The sequence below is a fragment of the Streptomyces sp. NPDC030798 genome, assembly GCF_055572275.1.
Genome location: NZ_JBVIDR010000010.1, coordinates 299404 through 319802 on the forward strand (window position 1 = coordinate 299404; position 20399 = coordinate 319802).

20 protein-coding genes are annotated in these 20399 nt (G+C 73.0%); 12 read left to right on the top strand and 8 right to left on the bottom strand.

The annotated features are described in order from the left end of the window. Positions 1 to 105: 105 nt before the first annotated feature. The 4 genes from ACZ404_RS24140 (at position 106) to ACZ404_RS24155 (ending at position 3850) form a co-directional block, all read left to right on the top strand. Positions 106 to 750 (top strand): histidine phosphatase family protein, encoded by a 645-nt coding sequence (locus tag ACZ404_RS24140; protein ID WP_468443127.1) that lies wholly within the window; start codon positions 106 to 108, stop codon positions 748 to 750. A gap of 357 nt (positions 751 to 1107) precedes the next feature. Then, complete coding sequence (locus ACZ404_RS24145) at positions 1108 to 2541, top strand: DUF2252 domain-containing protein (protein ID WP_468443129.1); 1434 nt, start codon at positions 1108 to 1110, stop codon at positions 2539 to 2541. A 116-nt stretch (positions 2542 to 2657) separates the two neighbouring features. Further along, positions 2658 to 3470: a hypothetical protein gene (locus tag ACZ404_RS24150; protein ID WP_468443131.1), complete on the top strand. Its 813-nt coding sequence runs from the start codon at positions 2658 to 2660 to the stop codon at positions 3468 to 3470. 50 nt (positions 3471 to 3520) lie between these two features. Continuing rightward, positions 3521 to 3850, top strand: coding sequence for a rhodanese-like domain-containing protein (locus ACZ404_RS24155; RefSeq protein WP_468443204.1), 330 nt, complete (start codon positions 3521 to 3523; stop codon positions 3848 to 3850). 34 nt (positions 3851 to 3884) lie between these two features. Here the strand turns inward: ACZ404_RS24155 and ACZ404_RS24160 are convergent, their stop codons facing one another. From ACZ404_RS24160 to paaA, 6 genes are all read right to left on the bottom strand, one after another. Then, positions 3885 to 5027 carry an acyl-CoA dehydrogenase family protein gene (locus ACZ404_RS24160; RefSeq protein WP_468443133.1) on the bottom strand — a complete coding sequence of 381 codons (1143 nt, stop codon included), beginning with the start codon at positions 5025 to 5027 and terminating at the stop codon, positions 3885 to 3887. A 134-nt stretch (positions 5028 to 5161) separates the two neighbouring features. Beyond that, positions 5162 to 6229: a 2Fe-2S iron-sulfur cluster-binding protein gene (locus ACZ404_RS24165; protein WP_468443135.1), complete on the bottom strand. Its 1068-nt coding sequence runs from the start codon at positions 6227 to 6229 to the stop codon at positions 5162 to 5164. Next, a complete protein-coding gene (paaD, locus tag ACZ404_RS24170; protein ID WP_468443137.1) occupies positions 6229 to 6765 on the bottom strand; it encodes a 1,2-phenylacetyl-CoA epoxidase subunit PaaD in 537 nt (178 codons plus the stop codon). Before paaD ends, ACZ404_RS24165 begins: the two co-directional genes overlap by 1 nt. Then, on the bottom strand, positions 6759 to 7460 hold the full coding sequence (gene paaC / locus ACZ404_RS24175) for a 1,2-phenylacetyl-CoA epoxidase subunit PaaC (RefSeq protein WP_468443206.1): 702 nt from the start codon (positions 7458 to 7460) through the stop codon (positions 6759 to 6761). The genes paaD and paaC overlap by 7 nt, the downstream gene beginning before the upstream one ends. A gap of 26 nt (positions 7461 to 7486) precedes the next feature. Then, positions 7487 to 7774: a 1,2-phenylacetyl-CoA epoxidase subunit PaaB gene (gene paaB / locus ACZ404_RS24180; protein WP_359062396.1), complete on the bottom strand. Its 288-nt coding sequence runs from the start codon at positions 7772 to 7774 to the stop codon at positions 7487 to 7489. Continuing rightward, the gene (gene paaA, locus ACZ404_RS24185; protein ID WP_468443139.1) at positions 7771 to 8787 is read right to left on the bottom strand and encodes a 1,2-phenylacetyl-CoA epoxidase subunit PaaA; all 1017 of its coding nucleotides are present in this window, start codon (positions 8785 to 8787) and stop codon (positions 7771 to 7773) included. Before paaA ends, paaB begins: the two co-directional genes overlap by 4 nt. A gap of 324 nt (positions 8788 to 9111) precedes the next feature. Between paaA and ACZ404_RS24190 the strand changes: the two genes are divergently transcribed. The 3 genes from ACZ404_RS24190 to ACZ404_RS24200 are packed head-to-tail and all read left to right on the top strand — an operon-like array spanning position 9112 to position 12076. Continuing rightward, positions 9112 to 10083 (top strand): DUF5819 family protein, encoded by a 972-nt coding sequence (locus tag ACZ404_RS24190; protein ID WP_468443141.1) that lies wholly within the window; start codon positions 9112 to 9114, stop codon positions 10081 to 10083. Next, the gene (locus ACZ404_RS24195; protein ID WP_468443143.1) at positions 10080 to 11336 is read left to right on the top strand and encodes an HTTM domain-containing protein; all 1257 of its coding nucleotides are present in this window, start codon (positions 10080 to 10082) and stop codon (positions 11334 to 11336) included. Before ACZ404_RS24190 ends, ACZ404_RS24195 begins: the two co-directional genes overlap by 4 nt. Next, positions 11333 to 12076, top strand: a complete 744-nt coding sequence (locus ACZ404_RS24200; RefSeq protein ID WP_468443145.1) for a TrmH family RNA methyltransferase — start codon at positions 11333 to 11335, stop codon at positions 12074 to 12076. The genes ACZ404_RS24195 and ACZ404_RS24200 overlap by 4 nt, the downstream gene beginning before the upstream one ends. A gap of 67 nt (positions 12077 to 12143) precedes the next feature. Here the strand turns inward: ACZ404_RS24200 and paaN are convergent, their stop codons facing one another. Beyond that, on the bottom strand, positions 12144 to 13835 hold the full coding sequence (gene paaN / locus ACZ404_RS24205; protein ID WP_468443147.1) for a phenylacetic acid degradation protein PaaN: 1692 nt from the start codon (positions 13833 to 13835) through the stop codon (positions 12144 to 12146). A 160-nt stretch (positions 13836 to 13995) separates the two neighbouring features. Between paaN and ACZ404_RS24210 the strand changes: the two genes are divergently transcribed. Both ACZ404_RS24210 and ACZ404_RS24215 read left to right on the top strand, forming a co-directional pair. Then, the gene (locus tag ACZ404_RS24210; protein WP_468443149.1) at positions 13996 to 15510 is read left to right on the top strand and encodes a 3-hydroxyacyl-CoA dehydrogenase; all 1515 of its coding nucleotides are present in this window, start codon (positions 13996 to 13998) and stop codon (positions 15508 to 15510) included. Continuing rightward, a complete protein-coding gene (locus tag ACZ404_RS24215; RefSeq protein WP_468443151.1) occupies positions 15507 to 16094 on the top strand; it encodes a TetR/AcrR family transcriptional regulator in 588 nt (195 codons plus the stop codon). The genes ACZ404_RS24210 and ACZ404_RS24215 overlap by 4 nt, the downstream gene beginning before the upstream one ends. A gap of 10 nt (positions 16095 to 16104) precedes the next feature. On the opposite strand, the gene ACZ404_RS24220 is transcribed toward ACZ404_RS24215, so the two are convergent. Then, positions 16105 to 16602, bottom strand: coding sequence for an Lrp/AsnC family transcriptional regulator (locus ACZ404_RS24220; protein ID WP_468443153.1), 498 nt, complete (start codon positions 16600 to 16602; stop codon positions 16105 to 16107). A gap of 175 nt (positions 16603 to 16777) precedes the next feature. On the opposite strand from ACZ404_RS24220, the gene pdhA reads away from it, so the two are divergent. The 3 genes from pdhA to ACZ404_RS24235 are packed head-to-tail and all read left to right on the top strand — an operon-like array spanning position 16778 to position 20258. Next, positions 16778 to 17923, top strand: coding sequence for a pyruvate dehydrogenase (acetyl-transferring) E1 component subunit alpha (gene pdhA / locus ACZ404_RS24225; protein ID WP_468443155.1), 1146 nt, complete (start codon positions 16778 to 16780; stop codon positions 17921 to 17923). After that, a complete protein-coding gene (locus ACZ404_RS24230) occupies positions 17920 to 18924 on the top strand; it encodes an alpha-ketoacid dehydrogenase subunit beta (RefSeq protein ID WP_468443157.1) in 1005 nt (334 codons plus the stop codon). Before pdhA ends, ACZ404_RS24230 begins: the two co-directional genes overlap by 4 nt. After that, positions 18924 to 20258 carry a dihydrolipoamide acetyltransferase family protein gene (locus tag ACZ404_RS24235; protein WP_468443159.1) on the top strand — a complete coding sequence of 445 codons (1335 nt, stop codon included), beginning with the start codon at positions 18924 to 18926 and terminating at the stop codon, positions 20256 to 20258. The genes ACZ404_RS24230 and ACZ404_RS24235 overlap by 1 nt, the downstream gene beginning before the upstream one ends. Positions 20259 to 20399: the final 141 nt, after the last annotated feature.

Below are 20399 nucleotides of genomic sequence, written 5' to 3' on the forward strand. Positions count from 1 at the left end.
CGGCGGGAGGGCCTTCACCGACTCTGAAGCACACGGGGCACGAGGTGGCGCCGGTCATACGCGGGGCCATTCGGGGCCACGCCGGGTCAAGAGGAGGTCGGTCCCATGACGATCCACCTGACGTTTCTGTGCGCACCCGGCGGTGACGCCGCCCGGGATCCCTTCCTCGGCGACGCTCCCCTGAGCGAGCACGGTCTGCGCCTGGCGAACGCCGCGAGAACAGCCTTCCCCTCCCATGAGCCGGCCGTGCGGGCGCCCTCGATCCGCTGCTCCCAGACCGCTGACGCCATCGGCCTGGTGGCAGCGTCCGAGCCGGGGCTGCGCGACCTCGATCTGGGCCGATGGCGCGGGCGCACCGTCGAGGAGGTCGCCGCGACCGAGCCCGACGGATTCACCGCCTGGCTCACCGACCCGGACACCGCACCGCACGAAGGCGAGTCCGTACGACAGCTGTGCCGCCGAACCGCGGACTGGCTGAACAGCGTGGCGCCCGGCACCGGCCACACGATCGCCCTGACCGAAGCAGCCGTGGTCCGGGCCGCGCTCATCCATGCGCTGGCCGTGCCGGCACGAACGTTCTGGCATCTCGCTGTGCCACCCCTCTCCGCGGTCTCCCTCACCCGGCGAGGTGGCTGCTGGAACGTCCGGCTCGGCCAGCCCACTCCGTGGGAGGCCCAGCGCTGGCTCCTGTCCCGGTCGGCGACTCTGGTGCGCACCTCCCGGGAAACGGCCTGCGCCGGCCACGGCTGAAGGCTCCCGGTGGTCACCGCCGGCTCGGCCCGCACCGCGCCGGCCGGTGACACCGCGCCGGCCGGTGGCACCGAGGCAGCCGGTGGCACCGCTTGATCACCGGCCGTCGCGCGGACAGACTTCCCCCACCGCCCAGGACGTCGACCGGCGCTCCCGTCCCTGGTGCATCGCCGGCGGCAGCGCTGCCGCACGCTTCGCCGGCGAGTCCAGCGACGCGTACGGGCGACGGGGGTTTTCCACAGGTGAGGAGTTGTCCACAGGGTCTGACGTGTTCCGGTCGGCGGCGGTACGGTCTGCACGAGTTGATGTTCGGCTGATCCGCGACGCAGGTGCGCGGGTTCGGGGGAGGCGGTCGCGGTGACCGGAACCGGTGTGGGAGTGGCACAAGCGGCTGAGGGGGCGGTGGCGCGCCGGCTGCCCCGGGTGCGCGGCTTCGCGGCCTGGCCGCCGCAGGGCTCCCCCAAGGCGGAGGGCAAGGCGCTCCGGGCGAGCGTGCCGCGCAGTGCCCACAGCGCCCTGGACCTGGACGGCTCCCGGCCGGACGCGGTCGGCGCGGTGGAGGAGTCCAACGCCGGCCGCATCCCCGAGCTGACCCCGATACGGGTCGGCCGGATGGCCGCCACGCCGTTCGCCTTCCTGCGCGGATCCGCCGGGCTCATGGCCTACGACCTGGCCCGCACCCCCGTCACCGGGATCGGCACCCAGATATGCGGCGACGCCCACGCGGCCAACTTCGGCCTGTACGGCGACGCCCGCGGCGGCCTGGTCATCGACCTCAACGACTTCGACGAGACGGTGCACGGCCCCTGGGAGTGGGACCTGAAGCGGCTCGCCGCATCGCTGGTGCTGGCCGGCCGGGAGGCGGGCGCCGACGAGGACACCTGCCGTGCCGCCGCTCAGGACGCGGCGGGTGCCTACCGGCGCACCATGCGGCTGCTCGCCAAGCTGCCCGTCCTCGACGCCTGGAACGCCATCGCGGACGAGGAGCTCGTCTCCCACACCGATGCCCACGACCTGCTCGGCACCCTGGAACGGGTCTCGGAGAAGGCGCGGGCGAACACCAGCGGCAGGTTCGCGGCGAAGTCGACGGAGGAGATCGAGGACGGGGGCCGGCGCTTCGTCGACGCCCCGCCGGTGCTGCGTCGCGTCCCGGACGGCGAGGCCGCCGCGGTGGCCGCGTCCCTGGAGCCCTACCTGGACACCCTCTCCGAGGACCGGCTGCCGCTGCTGGCCCGGCATGCGGTGCACGACGTGGCCTTCCGGGTCGTCGGCACGGGCAGCGTGGGCGCACGGTCGTACGTGGTGCTGCTCCTGGACCACCGCGGGCAGCCGCTGGTGCTCCAGGTGAAGGAGGCCCGCCCGTCGGCACTGGTCCCGCACCTGGCCACCGCCGGTTTCGACGCGCCGCCGGTGGAGCACGAGGGGCGCCGGGTGGTGCTCGGGCAGAAGCGGATGCAGGTGGTCAGCGACATCCTGCTCGGCTGGACCACGGTCGACGGCCGGCCGTTCCAGGTGCGCCAGTTCCGCAACCGCAAGGGCAGCGTGGACCCGGCCGCGCTGGCCGCCGACCAGATGGACGACTACGGCCGCATGACCGGCGCCCTGCTGGCCCGCGCCCACGCCCACAGCGCGGACCCGCGCCTGATCGCGGGCTACTGCGGCAAGAACGAGGAACTGGACGAGGCCGTGGCCGCCTTCGCCGTCACCTACGCCGACCGCACCGAGGCGGACCACGCCCAGCTGGTCGCCGGCGTGCGTGCGGGACGGATCGCGGCCGAGATGGGGGTGTGACGGGGGCGAAGGACAGGGGGTGGGGGGAGGGGAGGGGGCGGGCCCCCACAGTGGCCCGGGCGGATGGGGTTCGTCGCTGCGAACGCCGGGTTCCGGTCGTGCCCTACGCTGGTCGGGTGACGACCCCGGAAGCTGAGCAGTCCCAGGTGCCGCGGCCCGAGGAACGGCTGGAACAGGCCGTGCGGACCGCCGAGCAGGCGTTGATCGAGTACGAGATCGCCGTGGAGACGTTCCGCGTCGAGGTCGAGAACTTCTCCCGGCTGCACGAGCAGAAGCTCGGCCCCCTCTACGCCCGCATCGAGGAGCTGGACGCGCAGATCGCCGAGGCGAAGGCCGCCCGCACCGGCGACCCCGAGGACGTCCGCCGCGCCGAGGAGGCCCGCGCCCGGGTGCTGCCGATCCCCGGTGTCGAGGAGCTGCTGCACGGCTGGATGGACAGCGACGGCCTGTTCCCGGAGGCCGCGGCCATGCTCACCGAGCAGCCGGTACGGCCCCCCGAGCGGGTCCGGCCCAGTGAGGAGGCCCGCAGGCTCTACCGCGACCTCGCCCGCAAGGCCCACCCCGACCTCGCCCAGGAGGAAGAGGAGCGGCAGCGGCGTGAGGAGTTCCTCACCCGCGTCAACGCCGCGTACTCCCGCGGCGACGAGACCCTGCTCCGGGAGCTGGCCGAGGAGTGGGCCGCGGGCCCCGTACCGCCCGAGCGGCGCCCGAGCCCCGCCGAGGAGCTCTACGCCCGCCTGGAGTGGCTCGCCCAGCGCAAGGAACTGCTCACCCTGGTCGCCCGTGAACTGGAGGAGGGCCCCATCGCCGGCCTGCTGCGTCTGGCCCCGGAGGACCCCGACGGCCTGCTGGAGGAGATCGCCGGCCGGCTGCATGCCGACATCGAGCAGCGGGAGTCGGAGCTGGCGGCCCTGCTGGCACAGCAGTGAGCGGGGTCCGAGCGTCGGGTAGCGTCGGGGGCATGAGTTTTGGAGCTGGTGTGCCCACGGTCGAGGTCACGGACCTCAAGGACGGCGACTTCCTGCTGGACGTCCGCGAGCACGACGAGTGGCAGGCGGGCCATGCCGAGGGCGCGCTGCACATTCCCATCAGTGAGTTCGTGGCGCGTTACGGCGAGCTGACCGAGGCCGCCCCGCAGGACGGCCGGGTTCATGTGATCTGCCGCTCCGGCGGCCGCTCGGCCCAGGTGACGATGTACCTGGTCCAGCAGGGCATCGACGCCGTGAACGTCGACGGCGGCATGCAGGTCTGGCAGGGCGCGGGCCGGCCGGTCGTCACGGACGACGGCGAGCCGGGGTTCGTGCTCTGACCCGCGCCGGACGGCGCGGCGGGCTCGGGCGGTCTCAGCCGAGCGGGTGCGCCGCCAGCAGGTCCCCGAGGGTCTCCTCGTAGGCCGCCGCCGGGCCGAGCGCCAGTTCCAGGTGCTTGGCCCAGGCGTGATAGCGGTGCAGTGCGTAGTCGGTGTCCGCGCCGAATCCGCCGTGCAGATGCTGTGCCGTCTGCACCACCCGGCGCACGCCCTCCGCCGCCCAGATCTTCGCCACGGCGACGTCCCCGGCGGCCGGCAGGGCCCCGGGCGCGTCGGAGGCGATGCGCCAGGCGGCCTGCCAGAGGGTGGCCTCCATGGCGCGCAGGTCGATGTACCGGTCGGCCGCCTGCACGGCGACCGCCTGGAAGCTGGCGATCGGGCGGCCGAACTGCTCCCGCTTGCCGGTGTATTCGCTGGTCATCCTCAGCACCCGTTCGCCCAGGCCGAGTGCCAGCGCACAGGTGCCGGTGGCGAGGAGGGCGTGCAGCCGCTCCCACGCGCCCTCGGCCTCGATCACCTCGCCGGCGCCGATCCGCGCGGAGGCCAGGCGCAGCTCGGCCAGTCGTTCCCCGCTGGTCGAGATCTGTTCGGCGAGCACCAGCCCCTCCTGCTCGCGGGGTACCAGCGCGAGCACCGTCCGGTCGGCGGCCGTGCCGTCGAGGTGTGCCGGTACGACGATGACGTCCGCGTCGTACGCCCACGGCACCGCGGTCTGCGTGCCGTCCAGCACCCACTCCGTACCGTCCGGCCGTGCGGTGACGGCCAGGGGGGCCGGGTCGTGGCCGGTACGGCCGTGTGCGGCGACGGTCATCACCAGTTCGCCGCGCCCGGCCCGGGGCAGCAGCCGCTGCGCCGACTCCGTGCTGCCGTGGGCCTGTACGGCCGCCGCGGCTGCGGTGTGCTCCAGCAGCGGCACCCGGGCGAGCACCTTGGCGGACTCGCGCAGCACCAGGCACAGTCCGATGGCGTCCAGGGCTGCCCCGCCGTGGCGCTCGTCGAGCAGCAGGCCGGTCAGGTCCGCGGCGGCCAGCCGGGTCCACAGCTCCCGGTCGAAGCTCTCGGCCACGGCACCGGTGGTGAGTGCCGGGCTGGGCACCGCGTCCGGCGCCACCCCGGCGAACACTCCTCGGGCCGCCTCGGCCGCCGCCAACTGCTCCTCGCTGAACGTGAAGTCCACGGCCTGTCCTCCTGGCGGGTGGGTCGTCCGTCGGGTTGCCTGACGGCCCGTCAAGATAGAACAGGTTCTAGAAGAAGGGAACGGGGAGGAGGGCGGACGGTGGTTTTCGCGTCAGCGCTCGCCTCGCGCTCGTCTCAGCGGTCGAAGTCCAGTTCCACCGACTCCGTCACCGGGTGGGACTGGCATGCCAGGACGTAGCCGGCCTCCGTTTCCTCCGGTTCCAGGGCGAAGTTGCGGTCCATGCGGACCTCGCCCGAGACGAGGAAGGCCCGGCAGGTGCCGCACACGCCGCCCTTGCAGGCGTAGGGCGCGTCGGAGCGGTTGCGCAGGACCGTGTCCAGCAGGGACTCGCCGTCCTGGACCGGCCAGGTTCCGCCGCGGCCGTCGAGCCGCGCGGTGACCGTGCTGTGCGCGGGCGCCCGGACCGTGACCGAAGGGGTGGCCGCCCCCGCGTCCACGTGGAAGATCTCCTGGTGGATGCGCGCCCGGGCCACGCCCAGCTCGCGCAGTGCCTTCTCGGCGCCCTCGACGAGCCCGTACGGCCCGCACAGGAACCAGCCGGCCACCTGGTCGACCGGCAGCAGCGCGGGCAGGAGCCCGGCAAGCCGCTCCCGGTCGAGCCGGCCGGAGGGCAGGCCCGCCTGCTGTTCCTCCCGGGAGAGCACGGTCACCAGCTGGAGCCGTTCGGGGTAGCGGTCCTTCAGGTCGGCGACCTCCTCCAGGAACATCGTCGAGGCGGCCGTACGGTCGCTGCGGATCAGGCAGAACCGGGCCTCGGGCTCCCGGGCCAGCAGCGTGGAGACGATCGACAACACCGGGGTGATGCCGCTGCCGCCGACGACCGCCGCGTACAGGCCCGGTGCCGGTTCGAGGGTGAAGCGGCCGGCCGGGGTCATCACCTCCAATTCGTCCCCGATGTTGATCTCCTTGAGCGCGTACGTGGAGAAGGCGCCGCCCTCGACCAGTCGTACGCCCACCCGCAGCGTGCTGGGGCCCTCGTCGGCCGGGTCGGGGGCCGGGGAGCAGATCGAGTACGTGCGCCGTATCTCGACGCCGTCCGCGCGGCGGCGCAGGGCCAGGTGCTGGCCGGGGGCGTGCCGGTACTCCTCGCGCAGCTCGGGCGGGACGGTGAAGGTGAGGGCGACGGAGTCGTCGGTGAGCCGGTCGACCGCGGCCACGGGGAGTGGGTGGAAGCGGGCCATCACAACTCCTTGAAGTGGTCGAACGGTTCGCGGCAGGACAGGCAGCGGCGCAGCGCCTTGCAGGCCGTGGAGGAGAACCGGCTCAGCAGTTCGGTGTCGGCGGAGCCGCAGTGCGGGCAGCGCACGGGGTCGGTCTCCGCGTGCTCGGGGTCGCTGGTCCGGGTGGGGCCCAGGGTGAGCGGCACCGGTCCTCGGCCGTGGTGCACGCGTGGGGGTGCGATGCCGAATTCCTGGAGTTTGCGGCGGCCTTCGGCGGTGATGTCGTCGGTCGACCAGGCCGGGGTGAGCACCGTGCGGACGGTGACCTCGCGCATGCCGTGGGCGCGCAGCACCCGTTCGATGTCCAGGCTCATCGCCTCGAGTGCGGGGCAGCCGGTGTAGGTCGGGGTCAGGTCGACCTCGACCGCGTCGGTGCCGCTGACGTGCACCGCGCGTAGTACACCCAGCTCCTGGAGGGTGAGCACGGGCAGTTCGGGGTCGGGCACCGAGCCGGCCAGCTCCAGCAGCTCGGCCTCCAGGGTGGTGGTCGTCACCATGTCGCTCCCGGGTGGCTGCGGTGCAGGTGCTGCATCTCGGCGAGCATCCGCCCGAAGGGTTCGGTGTGCAGGCCCTGCCGGCCGGCGCCCGCCGTCCACGCGCCTGTGCGGGGGCCCTCGGGCACGGTCAGGGTGGCACGGCCCAGTACGTCGGTCATGGACCGGAGCCAGCGGGTCTCCAGGTCCGCCCAGTCGGCGCTCAGGCCCTCGACGGGCTGGAACATCTCGCCGGTGAAGCGCCACAGGGCGTCGCAGGCGGCCTGCATGCGGGTGTGGCTGGTCTCCGTGCCGTCGCCGAGGCGCAGGGTCCACTGCTCGGCGTGGTCGCGGTGGTAGGCGATCTCCTTGACGGCCTTGGCGGCGAGCGGGGCGAACGGGCCGTCTTGGGCGGCGAGTTCGGTGTACAGGAGCTGCTGGTAGGTGGAGAAGTAGAGCTGGCGGGCGATGGTGTGCGCGAAGTCGCCGTTGGGCTGTTCCACCAGTTGGAGGTTGCGGAAGGCGCGCTCCTCGCGCAGGTAGGCCAGCTCGTCCTCGTCGCCGGCCATCGACAGCAGCACCCGGGCCTGGCCGAGCAGGTCGAGGGCGATGTTGGCGAGGGCGACCTCCTCCTCCAGGGCGGGGGCGTGCCCGGCCCACTCGCCCAGGCGGTGGGAGAGCACCAGGGCGTCGTCGCCGAGGGCGAGTGCGGCGGTCACGGGGACGGTGGCGGGGCCGGTCGCGGTCACAGGTGCTTCACCCCTTCCGGGATCTCGTAGAAGGTCGGGTGCCGGTAGGGCTTGTCGGCGGCGGGCTCGAAGAACGGGTCCTTCTCGTCCGGGGAGGACGCGGTGATCGCGGAGGCGGGGACGACCCAGATGGAGACGCCCTCGCCGCGCCGGGTGTACAGGTCGCGGGCGTTGCGCAGGGCCAGTTCCGCGTCCGGGGCGTGCAGGCTGCCGGCGTGGGTGTGGGAGAGGCCGCGGCGGGAGCGCACGAAGACCTCCCACAGGGGCCAGTCGGTGTTCGTCATGCTCGCCTCTCTCCCGTCCCACCGGTGGCCCCGGTGTGCTTGGCCGCGTAGGCCGCGGCCGCTTCCCGTACCCATGCGCCCTCGTCGTGGGCGCGCCTGCGCTGGGTGATGCGCTGCTTGTTGCACGGACCGTTGCCCTTGAGGACGTCCCAGAACTCGGTCCAGTCGATCGCGCCGAAGTCGTAGTGCCCCCGCTCCTCGTTCCACCGCAGGTCCGCGTCGGGGAGGGTGAGGCCGAGTGACTCGGCCTGGGGGACGCAGATGTCGACGAAGCGCTGGCGCAGCTCGTCGTTGGAGTGGCGCTTGATCTTCCACTCCATCGACTGCGCGGAGTGCTGCGAGGCGTCGTCGGGCGGGCCGAACATCATCAGGGAGGGCCACCACCAGCGGTTCACCGCGTCCTGTGCCATCGCGTGCTGCTCCTCGGTGCCCTTGCTGAGGGCCAGCAGCAGCTCGTAGCCCTGGCGCTGGTGGAAGGACTCCTCCTTGCAGATGCGGACCATCGCGCGGGCGTACGGGCCGTAGGAGCAGCGGCACAGGGGGACCTGGTTGGTGATGGCGGCGCCGTCCACGAGCCAGCCGATGGCGCCGACGTCGGCCCAGGTCAGGGTCGGGTAGTTGAAGATCGAGGAGTACTTCTGGCGGCCGGTGTGCAGCTTGTCGAGCAGTTCGTCGCGGCTGGTGCCGAGGGTTTCGGCCGCGCTGTAGAGGTACAGGCCGTGGCCCGCTTCGTCCTGGACCTTGGCCATCAGGATCGCCTTGCGCCGCAGGGAGGGCGCGCGCGTGATCCAGTTGGCCTCCGGCTGCATGCCGATGATCTCGGAGTGCGCGTGCTGGGCGATCTGCCGGACCAGGGTGGCGCGGTAGGCGTCGGGCATCCAGTCGCGCGGCTCGATGCGCTCGTCGGCGGCCACGGCCTCGTCGAAGGCGCGCTGGAACTCCGCCGTGGCGGCGGTGTCCGGTGTGCCGTCCGTTTCCGGGCGGGCCGTGCGGTGCGCGGCTGCTGTCGCCATGCGGTCCCCCTGAGCTCGGGCTTTCCTTGAACACACTCCCGACCGATCGTTCGGTTCGGGCGTATCCATGGTGTGCCGGGCCGCCACCGGGTGTCAACCGCTGTGGAAAACCCTCGCCGCAGCCTGTGGACGAGCGGCTGCGACGAGGCCGTGGCACCGCCCGGCGTGGCGATGTCCACGGGTTCGGGTGGTTCCCCGGGGCTGCGCCCGGCGGGCGGGGCTGAGTACCGTTCCGTGGGGGCGTCGAGGAGTGGCGCTCGTGAACGATGCGACGCCTGTGGCGGGCGGACGTACGACGGAAGCGGAAACGGGGATCGGGGCGGAATGGACGCGTACGACGAGGACTCGCGCGCCCGGCGCGGGCCGGACGGGCCGGAGGGGGCGCGTCGCCCGGACCCCGGCCCGCAGGGCGGCGCCGGGGGCAGTACCGGCGGCGGCCTGCGGGCCGACATCGACGGCCCGCACGCGCGAGACGAGCCGGACCCCGCCGACAGCGGCCCGGAGGGCAGCACCGGCAGCGAGGGCGCCCACATAGGTGCCGCGCAGAACCCGTCGGACGCCGGAGCCGTGGCCCAGGAGACCTCCAGCGGCGAGGCCGGGGAAACCCCCGCGACCGGCGACGCCGGCCCCTCGGACACCTCTCCGCCCCGTACCGGCGTCGCCGCCCTCTCCCCGCGCTACCAGATCGGCGCGGCCGTGGCGCTCGCGGTGGTCGCCGTCGCCGCCTGTGTGCATCTGGGCATGGTGTTCCTGAGCGTGGCGCCCTCGAACACGGTGACCAAGCAGCACGGCAAGGCGATAGAGGAGTGGGTCTACCCGGAGTTCGAGCAGAACTGGAAGCTGTTCGCCCCGAACCCGCTGCAGCAGAACATCGCCGTGCAGGTACGCGCCGAGGTCCGGATGAAGGACGGCAGTGTGCGCACCACCGGCTGGACCGACCTCTCCGCCGAGGACGGTGCCGCGATCGACGGCAACCCGGTGCCCAGCCACACCCAGCAGAACGAGCTGCGCCGGGCCTGGGACTTCTTCGTCGCCACGCACACCGCCGACAACCGCCCCGTGGCCCTGCGCGGCGCCCTGTCCGAGCAGTACGTGCGGCGGATCGTGGTGATGCGGCTGTACCGGGACGATCCGACCAGCAGGCAGGGCGTGATCCAGCGCGTGCAGGTGCGCTCCAGCACCACCAATGTGCAGCCGCCGAAGTGGAGCGCCGAGCGGGTGTCCGACAAGCCCGTCTACCGCCTGCTGCCCTGGTGGACCGTGAGCTCCGACGAGGCCGCCGGAGGCGTGCGGTGAACAGTTTCTCCCTGACGCTCTCGCGGGGCATCGCCCGCGTCACCGAGTCGGCGCTCGGCCCGTACCAGAGCGCGGTGATCCGTATCGGCTTCTCCGCGACCTGGCTGCTGTTCCTGCTGCGCGAGTTCCCCCACCGCCGGGAGCTGTACGGCCCCGACGGCCCCTGGAGCTGGGACCTGGCCCGGCAGCTCACGGACGACAACCACGCCTTCACGGCACTGCTGTGGTCCGGCGGGCAGGCCTGGTTCGAGGTCTTCTACGTGCTGGCGATGCTGGCGAGCGCCGCCCTGCTGCTCGGCTGGCGCACCCGGACGGCGTCGGTGCTGTTCATGGTGGGAGTGCTGTCGCTGCAGAACCGCAGCGTCTTCGTCGGTGACGGCGGCGACAACGTGCTGCACCTGATGTCCTTCTACCTGGTGTTCACCCGCTGTGGCCGGGTGTGGTCGCTGGACGCCCGGCGGACGGCCCGCAACGAGGCGGCACGCGCGCGCGGAGAGCGGGTTCGCCCCGACCGGCTGGGCGTGGCGCTGTGGGCGGTGCTCGGCCTGGCGCTCGCCGGTGTGACGCTGGCGGGCCGGTTCGACAACGGCCGGCTGATCCCCGCGCTGCTGTGGACGGTGTGGGTGGTCCTCGGCCTGTGGGCGGCGGTGCAGCGCTGGGCGAGGTCGCCGCAGCCGCGGATCCTGCTGGACGTCATCGCCAACGTCCTGCACAACGGCGCCCTGTTCGTGATCATGGCGGAGGCCTGTCTGATCTACGCCACGGCCGGCTGGTACAAGATCCAGGGATCGCGCTGGCAGGACGGCACCGCCGTCTACTACCCGCTCCACCTGGACTACTTCTCCCCCTGGCCGGCCCTGGCGGACCTGATGTCCTCCAGCGGGACGATCATGCTGATCGTCGCCTACGGGACGGTCATGGTGCAGGTCGCCTTCCCGTTCACGCTGTTCAACCGGCGGGTCAAGAACGTCCTGCTGGTGCTGATGATGACCGAGCACGCGGTGATCGCCGTGGTCCTCGGCCTGCCGTTCTTCTCGCTGGCGATGATCACGGCGGACGCGGTCTTCCTGCCGACCTCCTTCCTGCTGCTGCTCGGCGCGTTCGCGGCACGCGCGCGGGGGCGGCTGTCGCGACGCGGCCGGGGCGGCGATCCCTCGCTGCCGGCGCCGCGCTCCCCGCAGGACAAGCAGGACAAGCAGGCCGACCAGGAGAGTCCGGACAGCGCGGCCGGGCGCGTAGGGTTCACCGCATGAGCGACCCCGTGAGCCGCTGGCGCGCGTGCGCCGGTGCCGCGGTGCTGCTCGACGGCTTCCACGCCCTCAAGCACGCGCTGCGCTTCGGCGCCCAGGTCCCGGTGGCGGTCACCACCGACCGCCGGGCCGCGCTCGCCCTCGCCGACGAGCTGGCCGGGGACGTGCGGGACGCCCTGGAGGCGCTGCTGACCGAGGTGCCCGAGGAGACGTACGCCTCCCTCGTGCCGCGCCCCCACCCGACGGGTGTCGCCGCGCTCGCCGTGCGGCCCGCCCGGGAGGACAACCTGCGGGCGCTCGGCCACCTGCCGCGCACCGCGCCCGTGGTGGTCCTCGACAACCCGCGCAATCTGGGCAACGCCGGTGCCGTGATCCGGCTGGCGGCCGGCTTCGGGGCGACCGGAGTGGTCACCACGGGCACTCTCGACCCCTGGCACCCGACCGTGGTCCGCGGCGGGGCGGGGCTGCACTTCGCGACCGCCGTGGAGCGGCTCGGCGTCGACGAGCTGCCGCCCGGGCCGCTGTACGCGCTCGACCCGGAGGGCGAGGACATCCGGGGCGCGAAGCTGCCCGACGACGCCGTGCTGGCGTTCGGCTCGGAGCGCAGCGGGCTGTCGAAAGAGCTGCGCGCGCGGGCCGGCCATCTGCTGCGGCTGCCGATGCGGCCGCAGGTCTCCAGCTACAACCTGGCCACCAGCGTGGCGATGACGCTGTACCACTGGAGCGCCACCCGGGGCCTGTAGGGGCGGGGGTCACCGCCCGGCAGGCCGGAACGGCTCGCGGCCGCGCGGTGACCCCCGCCCTCGGCTCTCAGGACTCCCGGCGGACCTCCACGACGCGGAAGCGGTTGGCCACGAACGCGCCGTCGCACAGGGCCGCGTTCGCCGCCGGGTTGCCGCCGGAGCCGTGGAAGTCGGAGAACGCGGCGGTCTGGTTCACGTACACCCCGCCGGTCAGGTTGAGCGACAGCTGGGCCGACTCCTCCAGGCAGACCTCCTCGACGGCCTGCTCCACCTCGCCGTCCGTGGTGTAGGCGCCGACCGTCATCGCGCCCTTGTCGCGGACCGTGCGGCGCAGCAGCTCCACGGCGTCGGCCACCGAGTCGACGGCGACGGCGAAGGAGACGGGCCCGAAGCACTCGCTCATGTAGGCCGCCTCGGCGTCCGGCTTGCTGCCGTCCAGCTTGACGATGACGGGGGTGCGCACGACCGCGCCCGGGAACTCGGGGTTGACGACCTCGCGGGAGGCCAGGGCGACCTCGCCGAGGCCGGCCGCCGCCTCGAGACGGGCCTTGACGTCGGGGTTGACGATGGCGCCGAGCAGGGCGTTCGCGCGCGCGTCGTCGCCGAGCAGGCCGTCGACCGCGCGGGCGAGGTCGGCGGTGACCTCGTCGAAGGTCCTGGTGCCGTCCTCGGTCCGGATGCCGTCGCGGGGGATCAGCAGGTTCTGCGGGGTGGTGCACATCTGGCCGCTGTACAGGGACAGCGAGAACGCCAGGTTGGAGAGCATGCCCCGGTAGTCGTCCGTGGAGTGGACGATCACCGTGTTGACGCCGGCCTTCTCCGTGTAGACCTGCGCCTGGCGGGCGTTGGTCTCCAGCCAGTCGCCGAAGGACGTGGATCCGGTGTAGTCGATGATCCGGATCTCGGGGCGGGTGGCGAGGGTCTTGGCGATGCCCTCGCCGGGACGCTCGGCGGCCAGGGCGACCAGGTTCGGGTCGAAGCCCGCCTCCCGGAGCACGTCCCGGGCGATCCGCACGGTGAGCGCGAGCGGCAGCACCGCGCGCGGGTGCGGCTTGACCAGCACCGCGTTGCCGGTGGCCAGCGAGGCGAACAGGCCCGGGTAGCCGTTCCAGGTCGGGAAGGTGTTGCAGCCGATGACCAGGCCGATGCCGCGCGGGACCGCCGTGAACCGCTTGGTGAGCGCCAGCGGGTCGCGCTTGCCCTGGGGCTTGGTCCACTCGGCCGTCTGCGGCGTGCGGACCTGCTCCGCGTACGCGTACGCCACCGCCTCCAGGCCGCGGTCCTGGGCGTGCGGGCCGCCCGCCTGGAACGCCATCATGAAGGCCTGTCCGCTGGTGTGCATGACGGCGTGGGCGAACTCGTGCGTCCGGTCGCTGATCCGCTTGAGGATCTCCAGGCAGACCACGGCGCGCACCTCGGGGCCGGCGTCCCGCCAGGCGCGCTGTCCGGCCTTCATGGCGGGCAGCAGGACGTCGAGGTCCGCGTGCGGGTAGCTCACGTCCAGTTCGATGCCGTACGGGGAGACCTCGCCGCCCACCCAGTCGTCCGTGCCGGGCTGGTCCAGGTCGAGGCGGGTGCCGAGGAGGGCGTCGAAGGCGGCCTTGCCCGCCGCCATGTCCAGGCTGCCGTGCTCGCCGTAGGCCTTGGGGTGCTCGGGGTGCGGGGACCAGTACGCGCGCGTGCGGATCGCTTCCAGGGCCTGGTCGAGCGTGGGCCGGTGCTTCGCGATCAGCTCGGGTGCGGTCAGTTCGGCGGCCATGCGGGACCAACTCCTCGTCTCAAGAGCTCCTCGTCGAGCTCATGACCTCGGCGGAAACAGGGGCGGGAACAGGCAGTCAGAGCTAGAGTAACCGAACGATCGGTCGGGACAAGGGGGTCCGCCGTATCTGTGGACAACGTCGTGCGGGAGGATCGCGCACATGACAGCACTCGACCTCAGCAGCCCCGTGGCCGTCGTCGGCACCGGCACCATGGGCCAGGGCATCGCCCAGGTCGCGCTGGTCGCCGGCCACCCCGTGCGGCTCTTCGACGCCGTGCCCGGGCGGGCCCGGGAGGCGGCCGAGGCGATCGGCGCCCGCCTGGACCGGCTCGTGGCCAAGGACCGGCTCACCGCCGCCGACCGGGACGCGGCCCGCGCCCGGCTCACGCCTGCCGAAGGCCTTGCCGAGCTGGCGGACTGCACGCTGGTCGTCGAGGCCGTCCTGGAGCGGCTGGACGTCAAGCAGCAGCTCTTCCGGGAGCTGGAGGAGATCGTCGGCGAGGACTGCCTGCTCGCCACCAACACCTCCTCCCTGTCGGTGACGGCGGTGGGCGGCGCCCTGCGCCACCCCGGCCGCTTCGTGGGCCTGCACTTCTTCAACCCCGCCCCGCTGCTGCCGCTGGTCGAGGTCGTCTCCGGGTACGCCACCGACGTCACGTCGGCCACGCGCGCGTACGAGACCGCACGCGCCTGGGGCAAGACCCCGGTGGCCTGCGCGGACACCCCTGGCTTCATCGTCAACCGCATCGCCCGGCCCTTCTACGCCGAGGCCTTCGCGGTCCTGGAGGCCCAGGCCGCCGACCCGGCGACCATCGACGCGGTGCTGCGCGAGTGCGGTGGCTTCCGGATGGGCGCCTTCGAGCTGACCGACCTCATCGGCCAGGACGTCAACGAGGCCGTCACCCACTCGGTGTGGCAGTCCTTCTTCCAGGACGTGCGCTTCACCCCCTCCCTCGCCCAGCGCAGGCTGGTCGAGTCCGGGCGGCTCGGCCGCAAGTCGGGGCAGGGCTGGTACGACTACGCCGACGGCGCCGAGCGGCCCGAGCCGCACACCGCCGAGAAGCGGCAGCCGCCCGCCCACGTCACCGCCGAGGGGAGCCTCGGGCCGGCGGCCGAGCTGCTCACGCTGATCCGCGAGGCGGGCATCCCGCTGCGCGAGGAGGACGAGGACCAGGGCACCCGGCTGGTGCTGCCGGGCGGCGGTCAGCTCGTCCTGGCCGACGGCCAGACCTCGGTGGAGTTCCGCGACGTGGTCTACTTCGACCTCGCCCTGGACTACCGCAGGGCCACCCGGATCGCCCTGTCCGCCTCCCAGGACATCTCCTCGCAGACCCTCGCCGAGGCCACCGGCCTCTTCCAGGCACTGGGCAAGGAGGTCAGCGTCATCGGGGACGTCCCCGGCATGATCGTCGCCCGCACGGTCGCGCGGATCGTCGACCTGGCCCACGAAGCCGTCGCCAAGGGCGTGGCCACCGAGGACGACATCGACACCGCGATGCGCCTGGGCGTCAACTACCCGCTCGGCCCCTTCGAGTGGAGCCGCAGGCTCGGCCGCAGCTGGGCCTACGAGCTCCTGGACGACCTGCACCTGCGCGACCCCTCCGGCCGGTACGCGCCGTCCCTCGCGCTCTACCGTCACGCGTACGCCACCGACCAGCGGGAGGGCACCCCATGACCACCGCCAAGCGCGACACGTACACCCCCGAGACGCTGCTCTCCGTCGCGGTCCGGGTGTTCAACGAACGCGGCTACGACGGCACCTCCATGGAGCACCTCTCCCGGGCCGCCGGCATCTCCAAGTCGTCCATATACCACCACGTCAGCGGCAAGGAGGAGCTGCTGCGCCGGGCCGTCAGCCGGGCGCTGGACGGCCTGTTCGCCATCCTCGAGGAGGAGCCCGCGCGCGTGGGGCGGGCCGCCGACCGGCTCGAGCACGTCGTACGGCGCATGGTCGAGGTGCTCATCGGCGAGCTGCCCTACGTCACCCTGCTGCTGCGCGTGCGCGGCAACACCGAGACCGAGCGGTGGGCGCTGGAGCGGCGCCGCGACTTCGACCACCGGGTCGCCGAGCTGCTGAAGGCGGCGGCCGCCGACGGGGACGTGCGCGGGGACGTGGAGGTGCGCCTGGCCACCCGGCTGGTCTTCGGAATGATCAACTCCATCGTGGAGTGGTACCGGCCGGAGGCGCGCGGGGCGAGCGGCCGCGAGGTGGCCGACGCCGTGGTGCGGCTGGCCTTCGACGGCCTGCGCAAGGGCTGAGGGACGCCGCTCAGGCCTCCGGCTCCAGGTCCTCCTCCTCGAACACCAGCAGCGTGCGGGTGCTGAGCACCTCGGGGATCGCCTGGAGCCGGGTGAGCACCAGCTCGCGCAGCGCCCGGTTGTCGGGTGTGTGCACCAGGAGCAGGACGTCGAAGTCACCGCCCACCAGGGCGATGTGGGAAGCGCCGGGCAACTGCCTGAGCTGTTCGCGGACCGTGCGCCAGGTGTTCTGGACGATCTTCAGGGTGATGTACGCCGATGTGCTGTGCCCCGCCCGTTCGTGGTCCACGCGCGCGCTGAAGCCGCGGATCACCCCGTCCTCGACGAGACGGTTGATGCGCGCGTAGGCGTTGGCGCGCGAGACGTGCACGCGTTCGGCGACCGAGCGTATGGAGGCGCGGCCGTCCGCCTGCAGGATCTTGAGGATGTCCTGGTCGATCGCGTCCAGCGGACGCGGCGCCGGCAGGGTGCCGTCCTGCGGTGTCTCGGCCATTTGTTCAGCTGCCATGTCCCCCCGCTTCACCGCCGTGGACGTCCTGCATTCATTCCAGGCTGTGGAGAACCGTTTGTCCACAGCCTGGCGGGGCCTGTAGCCAAAATGTGCCGACGACCGAACAATCGGTAGGTGAGGCGGGTCACAGAGGACACGCCTCCCGTAGCCGCTCCCACGAGGAGGTGCCGTCATGACGGTCATGGAGCAGCGGGGCGCGTACAGGCCTGCGCCGCCGCCCGCCTGGCAGCCCCGTATGGACCCCGCGCCGCTGCTGCCCGACGCCGAGCCCCACCGCGTGCTCGGCACCGAGGCGATCGCCAAGGCCGACCCCGGACTGCTGCGCCGGCTGTACGCCGAGCTGGTGCGCGGCCGCCGCTACAACGCGCAGGCGACCGCGCTGACCAAGCAGGGCCGCCTCGCCGTCTACCCCTCCAGCACCGGCCAGGAGGCCTGCGAGATCGCCGCGGCCCTGGCCCTGGAAGAGCGCGACTGGCTCTTCCCCAGCTACCGCGACACCCTCGCCGTCGTCGCCCGCGGTGTGGAACCCGCCGAGGCCCTCACCCTGCTGCGCGGCGACTGGCACAGCGGCTACGACCCCTACGCCCACCGCGTCGCCCCGCTCAGCACGCCGCTGGCCACCCAGCTCCCGCACGCCGTGGGCCTGGCCCACGCCGCCCGGCTCAAGGGCGACGACGTCGTCGCGCTCGCCATGGTCGGCGACGGCGGCACCAGCGAGGGCGACTTCCACGAGGCGCTGAACTTCGCCGCCGTCTGGCAGGCCCCCGTCGTCTTCCTGGTGCAGAACAACGGCTTCGCCATCTCCGTCCCGCTCGCCAAGCAGACCGCCGCGCCGTCCCTGGCCCACAAGGCCGTCGGCTACGGCATGCCGGGCCGCCTGGTGGACGGCAACGACGCCGTCGCCGTGCACGAGGTCCTCAGCGACGCGGTACGGCACGCGCGCGCGGGCGGCGGCCCGACCCTGGTGGAGGCGGTGACGTACCGCATCGACGCCCACACCAACGCCGACGACGCCACCCGCTACCGCGGCGACGGCGAGGTCGAGGCCTGGCGCGCCCATGACCCGATCCGGCTGCTGGAACAGGAACTCACCGAGCGCGGACTGCTCGACGACGCCGGTGTCGAGGCGGCCCGGCAGGACGCCGAGGAGATGGCCGCCGCCTTGCGTGAACGCATGAACCAGGACCCGGAACTCAATCCCATGGACCTCTTCGACCACGTCTACGCCGAGACCACCGCGCAACTGCGCGAGCAGCGCGCCCTGCTGCGTGCCGAGCTGGAGGCGGAGCAGGACGAGGCGGAAGGCGGCCACCGATGACCACCGTCGCCGTCAAGCCCGCCACCATGGCGCAGGCCCTCACGCGCGCGATGCGCGACGCCATGGCCGCCGACCCCACCGTGCACGTCATGGGCGAGGACGTCGGCACCCTCGGCGGTGTCTTCCGGGTCACCGACGGACTCGCCAAGGAGTTCGGCGAGGACCGCTGCACCGACACCCCGCTCGCCGAGGCCGGCATCCTCGGCACCGCCGTCGGCATGGCCATGTACGGCCTGCGCCCGGTGGTGGAGATGCAGTTCGACGCCTTCGCCTACCCGGCGTTCGAACAGCTGATCAGCCACGTCTCGCGGATGCGCAATCGCACGCGCGGAAGGATGCCGCTGCCGATCACCGTCCGCGTGCCCTACGGCGGCGGCATCGGCGGCGTCGAGCACCACAGCGACTCCTCCGAGGCCTACTACATGGCCACCCCGGGCCTGCACGTGGTCACGCCCGCGACCGTCGCCGACGCCTACGGACTGCTGCGCCAGGCCATCGCCTCCGACGACCCGGTCGTCTTTCTCGAGCCCAAGCGGCTGTACTGGTCCAAGGACGCCTGGAACCCCGAGCAGCCCACAGACGTCGACCCGATCGGACGGGCGGTGGTCCGCCGCCAGGGCCGCAGCGCCACCCTGATCACCTACGGCCCCTCCGTGCCCGTCTGCCTGGAGGCCGCCGAGGCCGCACAGGCCGAGGGCTGGGACCTCGAGGTCGTCGACCTGCGTTCTCTGGTGCCGTTCGACGACGAGACGGTCTGCGCGGCCGTGCGCCGCACCGGACGCGCGGTCGTCGTGCACGAGTCGACCGGGTTCGGCGGACCCGGCGGCGAGATCGCGGCCCGCATCACCGAGCGCTGCTTCCACCACCTGGAGGCACCCGTGCTGCGCGTGGCCGGCTTCGACATCCCCTACCCGCCGCCCATGCTGGAGCGGCACCACCTGCCCGGCGTCGACCGCATCCTGGACGCCGTGGCCCGCCTGCAGTGGGAGGCCGAGGGCTGATGGCACAGGTGCTCGAGTTCAAGCTCCCCGACCTCGGCGAAGGCCTCACCGAGGCGGAGATCGTCCGCTGGCTGGTGCAGGTCGGTGACGTCGTCGCCGTCGACCAGCCGGTCGTGGAGGTCGAGACGGCCAAGGCGATGGTCGAGGTCCCCTGCCCCTACGGCGGGGTGGTCACCGCCCGCTTCGGCGAGGAGGGCACCGAACTGCCCGTCGGCGCCCCGCTGCTGACGGTGGCGGTGGGCCCCGAGCCGTCCGGCGCGGACGCGCAAGGGTCGGGCAACGTCCTGGTCGGATACGGCACCTCCGAGGCGCCGGCCCGGCGCCGCAGGGTGCGCGCGACCACCGCCGCGAACGGGACGGCGAAGGAGCCCGCTCCGGCTCCGCCGGCCCCGACGGGCAATGCGGCTGCGGCCGCCCCGACGCGCGCTCCGGTTTCCGCGCCCGACGACGGGCCGGTCCCGGTGATCTCCCCACTGGTGCGCAGGCTCGCCCGCGACAACGGCCTGGATCTGCGCCGGCTCACCGGCTCCGGGCCCGACGGACTGATCCTGCGCGCCGACGTCGAGAACGCCCTGCGGGCCACGGCCGCCCCCGCCGCCGTGGCCGCGGAACCGGCCGCCCGGGTCTCCCCCTCCCCCGACCGGAACGGCATCCGCACCCCCCTCAAGGGCGTCCGCGGCGCCGTCGCCGACAAGCTCTCCCGCAGCCGCCGGGAGATCCCCGACGCCACCTGCTGGGTCGACGCCGACGCCACCGAACTCATGCGCGCGCGTACGGCGATGAACGCGGCTGGGGGGCCGAAGATCTCCCTGCTCGCGCTGCTCGCCCGCGTCTGCACCGCTGCCCTGGCCCGGTTCCCCGAGCTGAACTCCTACGTCGACACCGAGGCCCGTGAGGTCGTCCAACTCGACCACGTCCACCTCGGGTTCGCCGCGCAGACCGAGCGCGGGCTGGTCGTGCCGGTCGTCCGGGACGCCCACGCGCGCGACGCCGAGTCGCTGACCGCAGAGTTCGCCCGGCTCACCGAGGCCGCCCGGACCGGGACACTGACGCCCGGGGAACTCACCGGCGGCACCTTCACGTTGAACAACTACGGCGTCTTCGGCGTCGACGGCTCCACCCCGATCATCAACCACCCCGAGGCCGCCATGCTCGGCGTCGGCCGCATCGTCCCCAAGCCGTGGGTGCACGAGGGCGAGCTGGCCGTGCGCCAGGTCGTCCAGCTCTCCCTCACCTTCGACCACCGGGTGTGCGACGGCGGCACGGCGGGCGGCTTCCTGCGGTACGTCGCGGACTGCGTGGAACAACCGGCCGTCCTGCTGCGCACCCTGTGATCACCGCCGGGTCACAGGCGGGATCCCTGCGCACCCTGTGACCACTGCCGGGTCACAGGCGGGATCCCTGCGAACCCGTGTGACCCGCGGCAGGTCCGTGCTCCGGTGACCCCGCCGGGTCCGGAAGGAGGAGGCGGCAGG